General features: G+C 57.2%; 14 protein-coding genes. 8 read left to right on the top strand and 6 right to left on the bottom strand.

Annotated elements, in window-relative coordinates:
• The first annotated feature begins 727 nt into the window (after positions 1-727).
• Positions 728-1,408, top strand: a complete 681-nt coding sequence (locus tag FD37_RS10280; RefSeq protein WP_045807235.1) for a hypothetical protein — start codon at positions 728-730, stop codon at positions 1,406-1,408.
• A gap of 128 nt (positions 1,409-1,536) precedes the next feature.
• Here the strand turns inward: FD37_RS10280 and FD37_RS10275 are convergent, their stop codons facing one another.
• On the bottom strand, positions 1,537-2,496 hold the full coding sequence (locus tag FD37_RS10275; protein ID WP_045807234.1) for a nucleoside hydrolase: 960 nt from the start codon (positions 2,494-2,496) through the stop codon (positions 1,537-1,539).
• 154 nt (positions 2,497-2,650) lie between these two features.
• Between FD37_RS10275 and FD37_RS10270 the strand changes: the two genes are divergently transcribed.
• Positions 2,651-3,694, top strand: coding sequence for a PrsW family intramembrane metalloprotease (locus FD37_RS10270; protein WP_045807233.1), 1,044 nt, complete (start codon positions 2,651-2,653; stop codon positions 3,692-3,694).
• Here FD37_RS10270 and FD37_RS10265 read toward each other — a convergent pair.
• Positions 3,679-4,437, bottom strand: coding sequence for an alpha/beta hydrolase (locus FD37_RS10265; protein WP_056965141.1), 759 nt, complete (start codon positions 4,435-4,437; stop codon positions 3,679-3,681). The two genes, FD37_RS10270 and FD37_RS10265, sit on opposite strands and share 16 nt — an antisense overlap.
• A gap of 38 nt (positions 4,438-4,475) precedes the next feature.
• On the opposite strand from FD37_RS10265, the gene FD37_RS10260 reads away from it, so the two are divergent.
• Positions 4,476-5,480, top strand: a complete 1,005-nt coding sequence (locus FD37_RS10260) for an NAD(P)/FAD-dependent oxidoreductase (RefSeq protein WP_056965139.1) — start codon at positions 4,476-4,478, stop codon at positions 5,478-5,480.
• Positions 5,481-5,991: 511 nt separating this feature from the next.
• On the opposite strand, the gene FD37_RS10255 is transcribed toward FD37_RS10260, so the two are convergent.
• Positions 5,992-8,082 (bottom strand): LTA synthase family protein, encoded by a 2,091-nt coding sequence (locus FD37_RS10255; RefSeq protein ID WP_056965137.1) that lies wholly within the window; start codon positions 8,080-8,082, stop codon positions 5,992-5,994.
• Between the two features lie 325 nt (positions 8,083-8,407).
• Here FD37_RS10255 and FD37_RS10250 point away from each other — a divergent pair, with 325 nt between their 5' ends.
• Both FD37_RS10250 and FD37_RS10245 read left to right on the top strand, forming a co-directional pair.
• The gene (locus FD37_RS10250) at positions 8,408-9,073 is read left to right on the top strand and encodes a histidine phosphatase family protein (protein ID WP_056965135.1); all 666 of its coding nucleotides are present in this window, start codon (positions 8,408-8,410) and stop codon (positions 9,071-9,073) included.
• Positions 9,074-9,096: 23 nt separating this feature from the next.
• On the top strand, positions 9,097-9,534 hold the full coding sequence (locus tag FD37_RS10245) for a GNAT family N-acetyltransferase (RefSeq protein ID WP_045807228.1): 438 nt from the start codon (positions 9,097-9,099) through the stop codon (positions 9,532-9,534).
• A gap of 139 nt (positions 9,535-9,673) precedes the next feature.
• On the opposite strand, the gene FD37_RS10240 is transcribed toward FD37_RS10245, so the two are convergent.
• Positions 9,674-10,168 (bottom strand): C40 family peptidase, encoded by a 495-nt coding sequence (locus FD37_RS10240; RefSeq protein WP_056965133.1) that lies wholly within the window; start codon positions 10,166-10,168, stop codon positions 9,674-9,676.
• 204 nt (positions 10,169-10,372) lie between these two features.
• Here FD37_RS10240 and FD37_RS10235 point away from each other — a divergent pair, with 204 nt between their 5' ends.
• Positions 10,373-10,843 (top strand): MerR family transcriptional regulator, encoded by a 471-nt coding sequence (locus tag FD37_RS10235; RefSeq protein ID WP_056965131.1) that lies wholly within the window; start codon positions 10,373-10,375, stop codon positions 10,841-10,843.
• 703 nt (positions 10,844-11,546) lie between these two features.
• On the opposite strand, the gene FD37_RS10230 is transcribed toward FD37_RS10235, so the two are convergent.
• Positions 11,547-14,336: an MMPL family transporter gene (locus FD37_RS10230; protein WP_056965129.1), complete on the bottom strand. Its 2,790-nt coding sequence runs from the start codon at positions 14,334-14,336 to the stop codon at positions 11,547-11,549.
• 201 nt (positions 14,337-14,537) lie between these two features.
• Between FD37_RS10230 and FD37_RS10225 the strand changes: the two genes are divergently transcribed.
• Both FD37_RS10225 and FD37_RS10220 read left to right on the top strand, forming a co-directional pair.
• Positions 14,538-14,774 (top strand): hypothetical protein, encoded by a 237-nt coding sequence (locus tag FD37_RS10225; protein ID WP_056965127.1) that lies wholly within the window; start codon positions 14,538-14,540, stop codon positions 14,772-14,774.
• A gap of 15 nt (positions 14,775-14,789) precedes the next feature.
• Positions 14,790-15,767: a choloylglycine hydrolase family protein gene (locus FD37_RS10220; RefSeq protein ID WP_056965125.1), complete on the top strand. Its 978-nt coding sequence runs from the start codon at positions 14,790-14,792 to the stop codon at positions 15,765-15,767.
• Here the strand turns inward: FD37_RS10220 and FD37_RS10215 are convergent.
• The gene (locus FD37_RS10215) at positions 15,759-16,742 is read right to left on the bottom strand and encodes a YdcF family protein (protein ID WP_056965123.1); all 984 of its coding nucleotides are present in this window, start codon (positions 16,740-16,742) and stop codon (positions 15,759-15,761) included. The two genes, FD37_RS10220 and FD37_RS10215, sit on opposite strands and share 9 nt — an antisense overlap.
• Between the last annotated feature and the right edge of the window lie 95 nt (positions 16,743-16,837).

Raw genomic sequence — 16,837 nt, 5'->3', positions numbered from 1 at the left:
GACCGTGGGCACGACTTCGAGCCACGGAAAACCACCGTGTCTTGAAGCTCGGCCTTATGGTAAGTTAGCTGAGGGACGCTAACTAACCACCACTTCACGGCACCGGCCCAGCTTCGCTCCAGCAATCTGGACGATAGTGGTCATTCCGTCATTTTGTTTTAACTACCACCGTAGTAGAAAGGTGTCGACGCTTGTTCCTTGGGTTGAGCACGGAAACATAAGTTGACAGAGCATAGATCACCGCCACCATCATTTTTGGTCAACTCGCACGATGCGTAAGTCCCTATTTGATTCAAGAAAACAGGTCGACTAACACCTTAATCATTCAACTGGACCATCGATACTGGTCATCACGGTTGCCAGCTCAGACAATGTCCGCCGAGAGGGAGGTCAGAAGCGGGCTCAGTAGCCTCGTTTCTGTTGGTCGGGTGGTCTTCCCGACCTACAGAAAGGCCGAGCTTCAAGACTTAGGGGGTCTTCCTAAGGCTTGAAGTCGTGCCGGCTACGTTCCAGCCTGCTTCTGACCGACCGGTAGGCACTGACCACGACCAGCTTGCTCGCCGGCGTGCAGCGAGAATCGAGCGCCTATCTGGGATACCAGATAGATTTTCCACACAGTTCAGCCGGTAAAAGTTCCAAGCGATAACCGGTAAGCTTTGGTTGCAGTTTTGGGGGTAAAGTGGCACCATGAAGGTTAGATAGCCAGAATTTAAGGAGGAATTGGGTTATGCGACGTTTTGGGGTAAAAATCGGCGTGGCCATTTTAGTGGCCAGCACCTTGGGGGGCTTAGCGGTTCCCACGGTGGCCAGTGCGAAATCAAAGGCAACGTTTAAGAGTGCGGACCTTTCACGGTATTACAAGAGTGCCAAATCAAAGACCGCGTTTCACTTTACGACGGTCCGCCAGGGGAAGCAGGCGATGAACCTGATCATTCTGGGCGACTTCGGCAATCAACAGCCGGAAGTGCGGTACGGGGTTCCCACGAGCAGCTTTAAGCTGAGCAACAAGGGCAAGACCTTGTCCGTGAAGTACCGGCCGTTGACCTATAAGATGGTCAACAAGAAGGCCACGCTATCGATCGGCAAGACCACGTACAAGTTCAAGATGACCAAGAAGTCGGCCACCAAGGTCACCACGAAGCTGACCAACGGCAGTCGCCGGTTAGGCTCCTCCGGGAAGAGCTACACCTACACGCTCACCAAGAGCAACCCGGCCAAGAGCTACGCAAACACCTACTCACAGCCAATCTTCCGCAAGGCGGCCGAAGCGGCCATGGACCAGGCCATCTTGACGGCGGGCGCGACGAACCTGACGGCTGAACAAAAGGCCTCCCTGAACAAACAGGTTGACCAGGTCACGACCCAGGCCGTGGACACGATCATCACGAACTTTAACTTTAAGAACTAGCGGGTGGTCACCGAGTTAACAGTCGGGGAAAAGCTGAATAACGAATTAAATAAGTAACTAAAAAGGGTTCCATCCGGATTTTAACCGAATGGAACCCTTTTCAAACGTTTTACTTGTGCCAGTAAAACTTATTTTTGTGCTTTGAACAGGTTGGTTAAGTAGTCCATGAAGACCTTCAGGTAACGGTCCTTGTCGACTTGAACGGCCACCTTGACGTTGGTTGGTTCGTTCAAACGGTTTTCGTCACCAATCGTCCGGGCGTAGTCTTCCTTGCCGGACTTAACCCGCATGTTCAGGTCGATCGTCGTGACGAAACTTGGGTCGAGGGCGACCCCAACGGCTAATGGGTCGTGTAAGGCACAGCCACCCAAGTTATCGTTGAATTGACGGTAAGCGTCGATGTAGTAGTCAACGATGTCAGCGAACTTTTCACCGGCTTCGGTGCCTAAGTCACGCCATTGTTGGGTTTCCTTGCGCGTCAATAACGTCCGTAGAGTGACGTCCAACCCAACCATCGTGGAGTGCATTGGGCTGGTCAAAACGGCATCAGCGGCTTCAGGGTCTTGGTTGATGTTGGCTTCGGCGACGAAGGTCACGTTACCAGGCACTGTCAAGGCACCCCCCATGAAGGTCATGTTGCCGATTTCAGTGGCAATCGATGGGTCCTTCTTCAAGGCAGCTGCTAAGTTGGTCATTGGGCCGGTTGGCACTAAGGTCAAGTCCTTGCCGTACTTGTGGGCAGCGTCGATCAAGAAGTCGATAGCGGAGCCCTTTTCAACGGCCCGCTTAGGTTCTGGCAACTCAACTTGGCCGATCCCGTTTTCACCGTGGATGTTGGCACTGACCTGCATCCGGTCGAAGTGGTCCGTCGTGGATGAGTGGCTTTCCCCAACGTAAACTGGGATGTCGGTGTGACCCAACAATTCCAAAATCTTCAAGGCGTTAACGGCACCGTCTTCAACGTAGACGTTTCCGTATGAGCCCATGATTCCGATTAAATCAACATCAGGTGCGCCTAAAGCGTAGGCGATAGCTAAGGAATCATCGATCCCAGTATCTAGGTCCAAAATCATTTTACGTTTTGCCATAGTTCACTAATCTCCTCTTGGTATGTAATTGGCTACAAAGCCTAGTTTAACTATAATGTAATGGGTTTCATTTCGCAACCCCGTGTTGAAGCATTTCCGTTCACACGGTAAGATAGGGGGCAGAAGAAATGGAATCCAAGAAGGGGTCAGCTAGATGAATCGTAAAGAATCCGTGAAGCCGTTCAAACGCCGCTTCGAGTACCATAACCACCTATTAGACGACGCTACTAAGGAAATGAACGAATGGACCGGGGAGAACAAGGTGGTCGAGATCCACCTGTTCGCGATGTTCTCGGAGGTCTTTAAACCCCACAACCGTGACGACGCCGAGTCGCTCTTTATCGTGGGGACCCGGGACACCACGCCGTCGCTGGAGGCCGTCTCGGTGACGCCGGTGAAGCCCTGGCTGTTCTCCCGGGTCTTTGCCCTGCTGGGAAGCAGCTTCGTTCTGCTGGCGATGCTGTTTCTGGTCTTTCGGAGCAACAACGCCGTGCCGGGCATGATCTTCATCGGGTCGCTGACCGTGCCGTTTTCCCTGTTGATCATGTTCTTTGAGATCAACGTCTTTCAAAACATCTCGGTCTATCAGCTGTTGACGGTCTTCCTGGTTGGCGGGATTCTCTCCCTGATCGCCACGATGATCCTGTACTCGCTGATTCCCTCGGGCAACGGGGTCTCCTGGGAGTCGGCCATCACGATCGGCTTTATCGAGGAGACCGCTAAGATGCTGGTGATCGCCTACTTCGTCAACCGGTTCCACCTGAACTATATCTTTAACGGGTTGCTGATCGGGGCGGCCATCGGCGCGGGCTTCGCCGTTTTCGAAACGGCGGGGTACACCGGGCAGTACGGCCTAGTGACACTGCTGATGCGCAGCTGGCAGGCCATCGGGACCCACACCATCTGGTCGGCCATCATGGGCGCGGCCATCATCCTGGCCAAGGACCGGCACCAACCGGTCACCGGGAGCAACATGGTGGCGCCGAAGTTCCTGCGCTTTTACCTGTTGGCCATCGCCCTGCACGCGGCCTGGGACTGGAACGCGCCGTTCGCGGTGCTGGACATCCTCTACCTGCAGCAGTGGGTCCTGATCGCCGTCGGCTGGTTGGCCATCTTTGTCCTGATCAACGCCGGCTTGCGGGAGGCCCGGACCTTGCAGGGCCAGCGCATTCTGAAAAATACTCAGCTGGGGTCGTAGAGGAACCGGGCGATCTGGCGGTCCACGGTCGCGCTTTCGTGAAGCAACGAGTGTTCCGTTTGCCAGACCTGACCGTGCACCAGCCGCAGGCGATAACTGGCCACGCGGCCTTGAACCAGGGCGTGGAGTTTCGCGGCGTCACTGACCGGGACCTCACCGTCGTTCGGGAGGCTGCCGATGACGCCGGCGAGATTGAGCACCCGCAACTGGGGTTCCGGTCGGCGCAGGGGCTGGACGCCGGGAAAGTCGGCGCCGATGCAGACCACGTGGGTGACCTGTACCGGGGCCGGGTGCGCCTGGTTCAGGTAGTCGAGCGCGATGGTGCCCCCCGAGGAGTGGCCGACCAGGTTAACCCGGGAAATATGGTCGCGGTCGTGGAGCTCGCGCAGTACCCGGGTCAGCTGCCGGGCCTCCCGCTGGGGGTGCGTGTTGTCGGCGAAGAGCACGGGAATCACCGGATTGTTCGCGGCGACCGGGGCCAACCGCTCCCAGGTGACCCGGCCGGACTGTGCGACGTGGGCGGTCCGCGCGTGGGTCGCCAGGTGAGGCTGGCTCAGGGTCAGCGTCATGCTGCGCAGGGAGAGCCAGTTACCACCGTCACCGGGTAATAGGAGGGTGGCGGTTCGGGTCTGGGGCACGTGCAGCGTTTGCAGTGCCCGGTGATGGTTGGCCCAGGCGGCCGTCAGCGCCCCGAAGAGCAGAGCGGTGACGCCGAGGCCGAGCCAGAAACGTCTGAAGTGCATAGTGAGTCACCTTTCAATCTAAAAATGGAGGTTCGATGATGACGGAAACGTACGATATCACGATTATTGGCGGGGGCCCCGCCGGCATGTTTGCGGCCTTTTACGCGGGGATGCGCAACGCCAAGACCCAGTTACTCGAAAGCTTAAGCGATTTAGGCGGCCAGGTCAACGCCCTGTATCCCGAGAAGACGATCCTGGACGTGGCGGGGTTCCCGGCCATTCAGGGGCGGGACCTGATTGCGGCCCAGCGGCAACAGCTGGCCCAGTTTCCCCTGACCATCAAAACCAATCAACCGGTCACCAACTTGGTGCCGACGGCCGACGGGTTCGCCGTGACCACGCCGGCGGGGACCACCCAGTCGACGGCCGTGATCATCGCGGTCGGTAACGGGGCCTTTACCCCGCGGCCGCTCAACGTGCCCAACGGCGAACAGTTCGAGCAATCGGGCCAGCTGGTGTACAGCGTGCCGGATAAAGACGCCTTTCGGGGCCAGCGGGTGCTGGTCGCCGGGGGTGGTGACTCCGCCATCGACCAAGCCCTGATGCTGGAGCCGGTGGCCCAGTCGGTCACGCTGCTGCACCGCCGCGACCAGTTCCGCGGGCTGGAGCACATGGTCGACCTATTACACCAGTCGCGGGTGACGGTCAAGACGCCGTACCTGATCAGAGGACTCGCGACCACGGCCGACGGGGCGCTCGACGTGACCATTAAGCCGGTCGGGCAAGCGGATGAGAATCACCTGGTGGTCGACCGGTTGCTGGTCAGCTACGGTTTCACCTCGGACTATCACGTCATCGAGGGCTGGGACGTGGCCCTGGACCGCACCCGGCGCTTGATTGCGGTGGACTCGGCCATGGCGACCAGCGTCCCGGGCATTTACGCGATTGGGGACGGGGTGACCTATCCTGGCAAGCAGCCGTTGATCGCCACGGCGTACGGGGAGGCCCCGCTGGCCGTGCACAGCATCATGGATCAGTTCTTCCCGGATCGCCGCGGCCCCATCCATAGTACGTCACTTCACCGCCCGGATGCCACTAAATAGGACAGTAATGGCGCTTCCGGGCTGGGCAAAATCGGGCTGGAACGGGGTGGGCACGGCTTCAAGCCCCCCAATGGTGGTAGCTGCCGATTGCCTCCGCTCAGCTGGGCCGTGACGACCGTGGGCACGACTTCGAGCCACGGAAGCCCTCCGTGTCTTGAAGCTCGGCCTTGTGGTAAGCCAGCTGAAAAACGCTGGCCAACCACAATTTCACGGTCTTGGCCCGCTTCGCTCCAGCAATCTTGATGCTGGTGAGTAGTCCTGCTATTTAGTCTTAGCCTGTGTCATCAAGGCGACGATGTCGTGTTGGAGGTTAAGCGTAAATAGTGGAACTTTCCATAAAAGCGGATGTCACGACTGAAAGTAGTGGAAGATACGGCCGTCTATTTAACGAGTGTGGCTGGTAAGTCGCCGCGCCAGTCCCGACGGGGTTATTCAATGATGATAGCGTCTAAAAAAGGCATGCTTCCGAACGTCATCGGAGGCATGCCTTTTAGCGTCGCTGCCGGCGGAGTTACTTGCCGCTGGTATCGTCTTGGTTGGTGATCTTGATCCGGTTGGAATCCGTTTCCTTGTGGTTCAGTTCCGGCGCATCGGTGGAGTACCAGTTCTGCGTCGATTGGTCCCGGTTCCGGGAGAAGAGGCTGGTCGACTTCACGCCCAACTTCTTCTCGATCTTCTCAGCCTTTTCGAGCCCATCGGCGTAGTTGTAGTCGTTGGGGTTCACGGCCTTGAAGCCCTTCGGATGGTAGAAGCGCAGCAGGTTCTTCTGGTTCAACGAATCCGAGTAGTTCAGGGCTTCGTTGACGTGCTGTTGCATCTTATCAATCTGGGCCTGCTGCTTCTTGGTCGGATGGATCTCCTGCTGGGTCTTGTTGCTATAAACGGTCCCGTCGACGGAGGTGTAGTCCGGACTCTCCCAGTCCTTGTTCCGGAAGGCCACGACCTGGTTGTGCTCCTTCGAGAACAGGTCGGTCCCGAACTGCAGGTACTTCTTGCTGCTGATGCCCATCAGGTGCAGGAGGGTCGGCAGCACGTCGATCTCACCGCCGTATTGGTGTTCGACCTTTCCGTGGGTGTAGCCCGGCATGTTGAACATCAGGGGCACCCGTTGGAGCTGGGCGTTGTCGTAGTCGTTCCAGTCGTCCGGGTTGACGCCCAAGACCTTCGCGAGGGCCTTGTTCGACGAGTTTGAAATCCCGTAGTGGTCCCCGTACAGCATGATGAGCGAGTTCTTTGCCAGTCCCGACTTGTTCAGGTAGTGGTAGAATTCCTTGACCGACTGATCCAGGTAGTGAGCGGTCTTGAAGTAGTTATCGACCGTCTTGTCCCCGGTGTTCGGCGTCTTGAAGGTCGAGTCTTCCTTGTCCAGGGTGTACGGGAAGTGGTTGGTGACCGTCAGGTATTTCACGTAAAACGGCTGTTGCAGGTGCTGCAGGTACTTGATGGAGTCGTTGAACAGCAGCTTATCCTTCAGGCCGTACCCCAGGGACTTGTCCCCCGAGGTGTCGTAGTAGCTGGCATCGAAGAAGTACTGGTAGCCCAGGTTCTTGTAGGTGTTGCTGCGGTTCCAGAAGCTGGCGACGTTCCCGTGGAAGACCGCGGTGGTGTAACCGGCCTGGTCGAAGATGGCCGGAGCGGCCTGGAAGGTGTTGTCGTTCCCCAGTTGGGTGAACAGCGACCCCTGGGACAGGCCAAAGGTGCCGGTCTCCAGCATGGTCTCGGCGTCGGACGTCTTGCCTTGGCCGACCTCGTGGAAGAAGTTATCGAAGCTATAGGTCGATTGACTCTTGTAGAGCTTATTGAGGAACGGCGTGACCTCCTGACCGTCGATCTTCTTGTTGATCAGGAACTGCTGGAAGCTTTCCAGGTGAATCACGATGACGTTCTTCTTCTTGGCGACCCCGTAAAGTTTCTTATCGGGCGCCGCGTAGTTTTTATGGACAAACTTTAAGATCCCGCTGAGCTCCGACTTCTTCGCGTGGGAGCGGACCTCGCTGGTGTGCTGGGTCTTGATGCCGTCGTACACGGTAAAGGCGTCGAGCCCCAGGTACTTGACCACGTAGGTCCGGTCGAAGGTCCGGGTCAGCAGTTGCGGCCGGTCCATTTCGCCCAGCGTCAGGTTGGCGGTGAATAACAGCAGGGCGGCCGAGGTCACGGCGAGGCCCACGCGCTTGTTCACCGGCCGCGGGTCGACGTAGATGCGCCGGGTCGCTAACAGGACCAGCACCACGACCAGGTCCAGCCAGTACAGGATGTCGTGGGGGGACGTCAGGGCCAGCGAGCTGCCGGAGAGCCCCTGGTCGACCTTGGAGTATCCCAGGACCGTGCTGACGGTCATAAAGTCGGTGAATTCTCGGAAGTAGATGACGTTAATGTAGAGCAGTAACGTGTTGAGAATGTCGATGATGAAGAGAAATGGGTAAAAAAACCGCGCGCGCTTGAAGTACAGGGCCAACCCGAAGAGCAGGATGGTCGTCGCGAGGGGGTTGATCAGCAGGATCAGGAACTGAAACGGATCGCTGAGGTTGAGATTAAAGTCGACGAAGTACGCGACCAGGGTCTTGAGCCAGAACAGCACCACCAGCAGGGTCACAAACCCCATCCGGGTACTGGTCCTGGACCAAATTCTTTTGAAACGTTCCACGATAAGAGCTCCTTACATACCAGAATAAAGTGGGTCACCCGCGAGTGGCGGGCACGATGCCTTATTCTACCATAATTTTTCGTGCTAAACGGTCGGTAATCCGGGCCGTATTTTCCTTATCCTAGCAAAGAACGGGGGAAGATAGCAAGCGCGACCGGAAGTTTAGAAAAACTTTAAGGCAACCGCCAAAATGTAACCGCTTTTCACAAGTTATTTGGTACACTAGAGGTACGTGTGGAACCCGATTCCACCGAAGTGATTAAATGAAAGGTGTGGAGATGTTATGGATAAACAGATCACGCTGTACGTTGTGCGGCACGGCCAAACCTACTTCAACATTTACAACAAGTTGCAGGGGTGGAGTAATTCGCCGTTGACCGAAGCGGGAATCGCCGATGCCAAGCAGGCCGGTGAGCGGCTCCAAGACGTGTCGTTCAAGGCGGCCTACTGCAGTGACACCACCCGGGCCCAACAGACGGCTCAGACCATTTTAGCGGCTAATCACAGCCAGCCAAGACCACAGCTGACGTCGGCACCGTTCTTCCGCGAAGAGTTCTACGGCTACTTCGAGGGGAACGACATGGCGCAGGCCTGGTACCTGGCGGGGGCCCCACACGGGTTGCCGACCTTTAAGGACATCGAGTCCAAGTACTCGATCGGCAAGGCCAAGGACTTCTTGAAGGAGGCCGATCCGTTCCACCAGGCCGAAAACAACGCTGAATACTGGGCCAGAGTCGACCAGGGCTTTGACCTGATCCGGCAGAACCCCGACCTGCAAGACGGGGATAACGTCCTGATGATCAGTCACGGCAATACGCTGTTGAGCCTGATGGAACGTTACGGCCAGGGCAAGTACGACCTGAGCGTGCGGCCGGCCAACGGGAGCGTCACCAAGTTGCGGTTAACGGCTGATGATATTCAGGTCCTCAGCTACAATCAAAAAGATTAAATTTAGGAAATGAGGTTGGTTTGATGGAATGTAGAATGGCGTGGGGAAAATTAAACCCCTGTTACCAAGACGCGATAGCGATTCGTAAGGCGGTCTTCATCAACGAAGAGGGGATCGACCCCAAGGATGAACTCGACGGGACCGACGAAGACAAGATGCACTACGTGGGGTACGTGGATGACGAACCGGTCACGACGGCACGCATCGACATGCTGGCGGGCAACCGGGTCAAGATCGAACGGGTCGCGACCGTGGCGGAAGCACGCAAGCAGGGGTACGCGGGCCAGCTAATCAAGCAGATCATCGGCGACGCTCAGCGGTCGGACGTGGCCCACATCCAGTTGGACGCCCAACTCCCGGCCATCCCGTTCTATCAGGAGCTGGGGTTTGCGCCGGTCGGGGAGACCTTTACCGAGGCCGGCATCGAGCACCGGACCATGGAGTACCAAGCACAGGCCTAAAAGAGACGCAGGAGGGCCCTGGAAGCCATCGTTTCCAGGGCCCTTTTTGACGCAAAAAAAGACCGCCATCGCTAGTCAATTGCTAGCGGACAGCGGTCCAACTTTTTAATCGTTCAGGTGATTCATGAGTAAGTATGGGTTAGTCGGCGTCAGTCGCCGTGGCAACCCGGGCATACCCAACGGCGTGCCACCAAGGGGCGTGAACGGCTTCGCGCACAACGCCACGGTTTTGGGCATCGATCATCTTGCCCTTACCGATATACATCCCAACGTGGGAAATAGAGTACTTGCTACCACCAAAGAAGACCAAGTCGCCTTTTTTGATGTTCTTGTATGTAACGTGCTTTAAGCTGTTGTATTGTGCTTGAGCGGTGCGGGGTAAGGTCACGTGCGCACCCTTTTTGTAAACGTAGCTGGTGAACCCGGAGCAATCAAAGACGTTCGGCCCCACGGCACCGTAGACGTAGCTGGCACCTAACTTGGACTTAGCGACCTTGTAAACGGATTGAAACGTGGTAGCGGTGCTATCGTCGGTAGAATCAGCGGAAGCAGAGGTGATACTCGTCGTGGCGACCGTGAAGACGCCGGCGACCGTTAAAGCTAATGTAGCCAATCGTTTGACAATTTTTTTCATTACCCATCACAACTCCTCATGAATTTACAAGTACTAGATTACCAGTGGAATATGACAAATCTGTAACAAGCCAGTTGCAATGCCGTTAAATGTCTTAAACAAAACGTTACTTTTGCCAGATAACTTGGTAATTTAGGGCGTAACTTGGTAAAATCTAACAGAGATGATAACTTACTTAACAATTAATAAAGGGAGCGACGGGTAGTGGCACAGTTTACGGATGAGATGCGGAAGGTCTTCGATGTTCACCGGCTGGTTTTTCGAATCGGGGAACTCGCCAGCATGACGGGGGCGTCTCCCCGGCAGTTACGGTACTGGGAGAAGAAGGGGCTGATCAGCTCGCGGGAACGCGAAGACGGCCAGCAGGCGCGGGTCTACACCTTCAAGACGTTCGTCATGGTTTCGATGATCAAGTATTTCATGGACAGTGGTTACACCCTGACGGCCGCGGCCCAGCAGGCGCAGCAGCGGGAGGACAACGTGCGACTCCTGCACCGGTTCATCAGTCGGGGGATGCAGGGCTTTGCCGAGGTCGACGGGCAGATAGCGCTGAACCTGGGGGCCTTCGACGCCCAGCAGACCCTGATGGCGGTCTTGCCGGATGACGGGGGCGTGGATTACCGCCTGGTCAGCAACGCCGAAGCCAGCCGCCTGACCCGGGAACTGCCGGCTTAAAAAGTGGGTGCCAAGCCAGGCGCCTACCGGTCGGCCAGCATTGGGCTGGAACGTAGCCGGAACGACTTTGAGCTCCTCGCAAAAGACGCGACGATTTCAAAGCTCGGCCTTTCTGTAGCCCGGGAAAAAGCACCCGGACAACAGAAACGAGGCTACTGAGCCCAATTCTGGCCTCCCTCACGGCTGACAGCGTCGTACTTGGTTACGTGTCTTGATAATTAGCCAGAAAACTGTGGGGTTACAATTAAAAGGCAGGTCTCCCCACCACTATTAAGATTACCGGAGCTCAACTGAGTGGAAGTGACTGGTAACATTTACGCGTCCTGCTAGTTAATCAGAAAACGGTGGTGGCATTGACTTGGCGTTTTGCGGGCTGATGTTTTCCATGATAAATACGTGGAAAAACACCGACACCACTCTGCTATGGCAGCAGTTAAGATGAAATGGCAAGATGATTACTATTGTTAAGATTGCTGAAGCGAAGCTGGGCCGGGGCCGCGAAAGGGTGGTTGGTCAGCGTCTTTCAGCTGACTTACCACAAGGCCGAGCTTCAAGACATGCGTTTCTTGCATGGCTTGAAGTCGTGCCCACGGTCGTCACGGCCCAGCTGAGCGGAAGCAATCGGCAGTTTCCACTAATTTAAAAAGGGATCACCTACCAGCCAATCGAGGCTGAATGGGTGATCCCTTTCGTTTGTTATCAATTATTTATCTTGTGACGACTCGTCGTCGGATGCGGACGTGTCGTGGGTGCTGCGGCGACTGCGGGTTCGCTTGCCGCGGGAACCGCGCCGGAAGTGGAAGTGGTACGGCTTCTGGTTCGGAATCACCACGGAAAGCTTCCCGAAGGACGACGCCATCAGTGGCAGCGCCAGGTTGAAGATCACGGCCGTTAAGACGGTGATCAACGCGACGGCCGTCAGGACCTGTGACGAAGCCGCCAACAGGCCCAGCACACCGGCGATAATGATGAAGAGGGAGTGCCGCATGGTCTGACCGACCTCGCTAATGCCTGGCAGGAGCCAGTCCAACAGCGCTGCTTGGTTCAACCGGTAGCTGATCGCCAATTGCGTCAGTTCCACGACTGCCAAAACCGTGAGTGGCACGAAGGCCAACAACGGAACCTGCCAGTTGAACTGGTCGTTACCGGTCGCCCAACGCAGGAGGACCCGCGTGAGTTGGTAACTCGCAGCCGCGGAGGCCAGGAAGGTCAGGAACCAGTAACCGGTCTGTAACAGGGAACGGCTGAAGAGAACCAACAGGATCAAGGTGATCCCGAAGACCAATAAGAGGACCCGAATCAGGTCGTGTTGGTATTGTTGTTGGATCGTTGCGGCCACGACCGGTTGACCGGAGAAGGTCAGCATCGCGTCCTTGAGGGAAGTCCCCCGCAACTGACTCTGAGCGACCTGCTTGAGGGCGGCCAGGGTCTTGGCCGTGGTTTGGGCGTTCGGTTCACGCTTCAACGTGATGGTCAGCGTCGTGGTCTTGACCTTGTCGTCCGTGAAGTTGACCAGGGATTGTTGGAAGTCGCCACTGGCCAGCTGGGTCGGTGTCAGGTACAACGACTTGGCCGCCTCGGAGGTCTGTAAGCCACCCAGGTAGGTGTACATCTGGGTCAAGGATTTGTTCAACGTCTTGACCTGCTTTTGGGACTTCTTCAGGCTGGCGTTGACCGACTTGATGGTCTCTTGGTAACTGCTGAGGTTACTGTAGGCCGTGCCGGCATCGCTTGACGTCCCGCTGATGTTGGTCGACAGGGTGCTGAGCGTGGTCAGGGCGCTGGTCAGTTGGTTATTGACCGCGTTGAGCCGTTGCACGTAGCGCCGCGCCTTCTTCGACGGGTTGCCCCCCGCATTCGAGCGGCTTTGGGCGGCGATGATTGTGGATTGGAGATTGTCGCTTTCACTGATCAGTTTCGAGGTCTTGGCCGATAAACTATCCAACCGCTTGACCTCGGCCTTTAACGTCTTTTGTTTCAGGTTCGATTGGTCGGACTTGAGGTCCGTCTGCAGGGCCGACAACTGGGCGATGGTGCCGGAGAGGCTGGTGTTGAGGCCGTCCAGTTGGTTGGCCACGTAGTACTGGGTAATCGGTTGACCGCCGGGTTGGGTGACCGAGGTCACGGCCGCGACGCCCGGTTGTGCCCGGAGCTTCTTGGTCAGGTTATCCAGTTGATACAGTTGGTCTTGGTTATCGAGCCGTTGGTTATTCTGGAGATACAGCGTCACCGGCGTTGATTTTCCTTGGCCAAAGTGAGCGCTCAGAACCCGCGCGCCTTGCACGGCTTGGTTATTCGGGATGTCTTGCGCATTGTTGTAATTTAAGGATTGGTGTCCCCCGAAGGCCGCAGCGCCGGCCAGGTACAAAACGACCAAAGCGGCGATCCAGGGTTGCCACAGACCGAAGCGGGTCAGGTGGTACCAGAGCTTGCGGTCCTTCAAGACGGGCCGGGTCTTCTTTGGCCAGAAGAGGCTGGTTCCCAGCATCCCGGCGAAGACCGGAATCAGGGTCACGCTGGCGATCCCGGTGATGGCAAAGCCAACGCCTAAGAGGCCGTACGCGCGAATGGTCGAGAAGTTGAACAGCATCAGGCTGCCAAAGGCCAACGTCAGAGTCAGGGTGCTGATGAGGATCCGGTAACCCAGGTCGTGAATGACCTGCGACGTGGCGGCTTGGCTATCGTCGCCGTCATCGATGCGGTTCCGCAGCTCCCGGAAGAACCAGAAGCTGGTCAGCAGGGTGAACAGGCTGATGCCCAGTAACAGGAAGATTGGCGTGTACTCGGAGTACGCGAAGTTCCAGTGGTAGGCCAGGTTGGTGGCCAGGCTCAGCGTGGTGATGTAGCTGATCAGAATCGCCAGGAAGGTGATGATCGGCGCGATGATCGAGGCAAACAGGATGCCCATCGCGACCAGCGCAATCAGGAGCGTCATCAGGATGACCATCAGCGTGAACGACGAGATGTGTTCGTTGGCCGCGTCGCTAATGATCTCGGGGCTGGTCACGTAGGTGTCCAACCCGGCCGTGGTGATCTGGCTGTTCAACTGCTTAGCAATTGAACGGACGGGCCCCTGATTGTGGCTGACGGACAGCTGAACGATCTCTGTGGAGCGGTCCTTCGACAGGAGCTGCGGCTTGCTGGTCGGCGTGTTGGTCAGCGTCGTGATCTTTTGGATCCCGTAGTAGCTGGCCTTCTTTTGCAGGGCCGACGTGGTCTTATTGATGGCGGCCTGTTGTTTGTTGGTTAACTTTCCGTTGGGATTGTTAAAGACCGCGTTGACGGTATACGTCCCATCGAGATTCCGCCCCCAATGGTTCCGAATTTGGGTGGCCTTGACGGGTTGACTCGTATTTGCCAGTTGCGGTTGACCATCATATTGAATGATGGTATTAACGTTTGGCAGGGTAACAATGGCCGCAAAGACCACAACTAACCAGAATACGAGTGCAAAAATTCGGTTATGGTGAAGCTTTCTAATCCGTTCTTGCATATGTAATCTGAGTCCTCTCTCTAATCATCAATTTCATACCGTGCAAGTGGGTACAATTCATGCTTAATTCTACCATATTCGGGCAATTTCCGTGACCATTAGCGGTGATTTAAAAAAAGTTAAAAAAGTCGATTGATTGACTTCCCGGTAAAAGTCGGTAAAGTAGGGGTACTTACTAATCTAAAGAAAGTGGGTGTTTAAATGACCAAGCGACACCACCCCTACCAGAGCCCCTATGCGGACCTGTTGACTGATCAGCGGTACGCCTTTGCGACCCGCTTGGCGGGCGAGACGGGGCTGGACCAGAGCCAGATCTTGTTCGCGTACCTGCAGATCACGGCGACCGTGGCCAGTGGCGGGCAGACGGCGACCCCGACCCAACAACGGGAGGTCGACCGCCGGTTCCAGCAGTTCTTACACGACGCGCAGCCCGAATAGAAAGGAGACTGAACCGTGTGTACCAGTATTTTACAAATTGCTAAGGATGGCAGTCACATTCTGGCCCGGACCATGGATTGGCACGTGATGCGCAGTATGCCGCTCTTCTCGCCGCGGGGCTATCAGTGGCAAAGCCTCTTCGATAACCGGGTTCACACCAACCGCTACGCCCTGATCGGCGGTGGCGGGCCCCACGACCACGAACTGGACGTGTCGGACGGGGTGAACGAGAAGGGCCTGAGTGTCCAAAAACTGACCTTTGCCAACGGGTCGCAGCTGGTCGACACCCCGACGCCGGGGCTGGTCCAGCTAGCCCCGTTCGAATTTTCCTTCTACTTGTTAGGGAACTACGGGTCGGTCGCGGAGATTGAGGCTCACTTAGACGAGATCCAGCTGATGAGCGGCCGGCTGGCGGCCAACCCCATCGGGGACAGTGAGCTCCACTTCGCCGTGGTCGACCGAACGGGCCGCACGGTGGTCATCGAGCCGACCCACTTTCCCATGAAGGTCCGGGAGAATCCGCTGGGGGTCGTCACCAACAGCAAGGACTTCGAACGCCAGCTGGCGCGGCTGGGGCAGTACGTGAATTACACCGACGACTTCGAGGCGGGGACCGTGCCGTTGAACACGCCCCGGGTGACCACGGGGCGCTTCTCCGGCAAGCCGGTGCCGAGCGGATCGTACACCCCCGGTGGGCGGTTCGTACGGGCGGCCTACTATAAGGAGCGCGCCGACCTGCCCGCCGACGAGACGGAGGGGGTCATCAGCGCCTGGCATCTGCTGGACAGCGTGACGGTCCCCAAGAGCCACAACTACCGGCCGACCTATTCGGTGTACCGGGCGGCGACTTGCAGCGAGTCGTTGACGTACTACTTTCAGCCGTATAACCGGTTGGACGTGGTGCGGCTGCGCCTCAAGCCGGAAATGCTGGACTGGACGGAGCCAAAATTTTACCCGATAAAAAATGAACTGACTGTCACAGAATTAAATTAGCAGCCACAAGCCATTGATGCCCAAGAGGGTCAACAGAACGCTCCGGTGCAGGACGGGGTGCAGCATGATGATCGCCAGAAATTCGCGGGCCCAGGCGACCGGCAGATACGACCAGAGCGTCGGTGCCGGTTGGCCGGGCAAGCGGAGGCCCAGCTGATGGGCGATGATCCGCGTGCGAAACAGGTGATAGTCGCTGGTGACCAGGGCGACCCGGCCCCCGCCGTTGGGCAGTTGGAGCCAGAGTTTTTGGCTGTTCACCAGGTTCTGCAGCGTGTTGGTCGCCTGCGTTTCTTGAATAATCTGACCCGTAAAGTGATGTTGCGTCAGGTAGGCGGCCATGGCGGCTGCTTCGCTGACGGTCTCATCCGGCCCCTGACCACCCGAAACGATGATGGTCACGGGCTTTTTTTGTTGTCGGGCCAACGCGATGGCGGTGTCGAGACGGGCGCCCAGGACCCGGCCAATCTCGTGGCCGTTGAGCAGGCCCGCCCCCAAGACCACCAGGGTGTCGGCCCGCCGGACGTGCCAGTAGCTGACCCGCAGAAAGCCAATCAGGCTGGCGCCGTAGAGGATGCCTAGGTAGAGGCTGAAGGCGGGGATGAAGGTCAGCCAAGGCCAGACCGTGTCGATGAAGTGACCGGTCGCAAAGGCCCAGGTCCAGCCGGCACCGGCCAGCAACCAGGCCCAGACTCCCACCAAAAGGGCACGGGTCAGCCGTTCTTGCTTGCGGACCACCCGTCGCGGCGCCAGGAGAATTAGGCCCAGCGTGAGCAGGCCGCTGACGGCGATCAGGGCGACGACGGCCCAGCCAATCAGGGCGATGCCGTGGGCCCAGGCGTGGTGGGAGAGGCTGGCAATCAGGATGATCAGCCCCCCGGACAGGCAGGTGACCAGGGCACTGAACAGGCCGTGGGGTTGCCAGAAGGTGACCAAAGCGGAGAGGGATAAGAGAAAAACGATCGCACTCAGAAGCACAGTGACGACCTCCTTTCGATCAAAAGTTAAGTTTTCATGAGGCCTGAGAAAATTGGTTCCCTGTGACGGGCGACCTCGGTATAATTGATAAAAAC

It is taken from the genome of Levilactobacillus spicheri DSM 15429, from assembly GCF_001435095.1.
In the GTDB taxonomy this organism is placed as follows: Bacteria; Bacillota; Bacilli; order Lactobacillales; family Lactobacillaceae; genus Levilactobacillus; species Levilactobacillus spicheri.
Note: the sequence above shows the minus strand (reverse complement) of the source record. Positions and strands in the feature narration are given on the sequence as shown.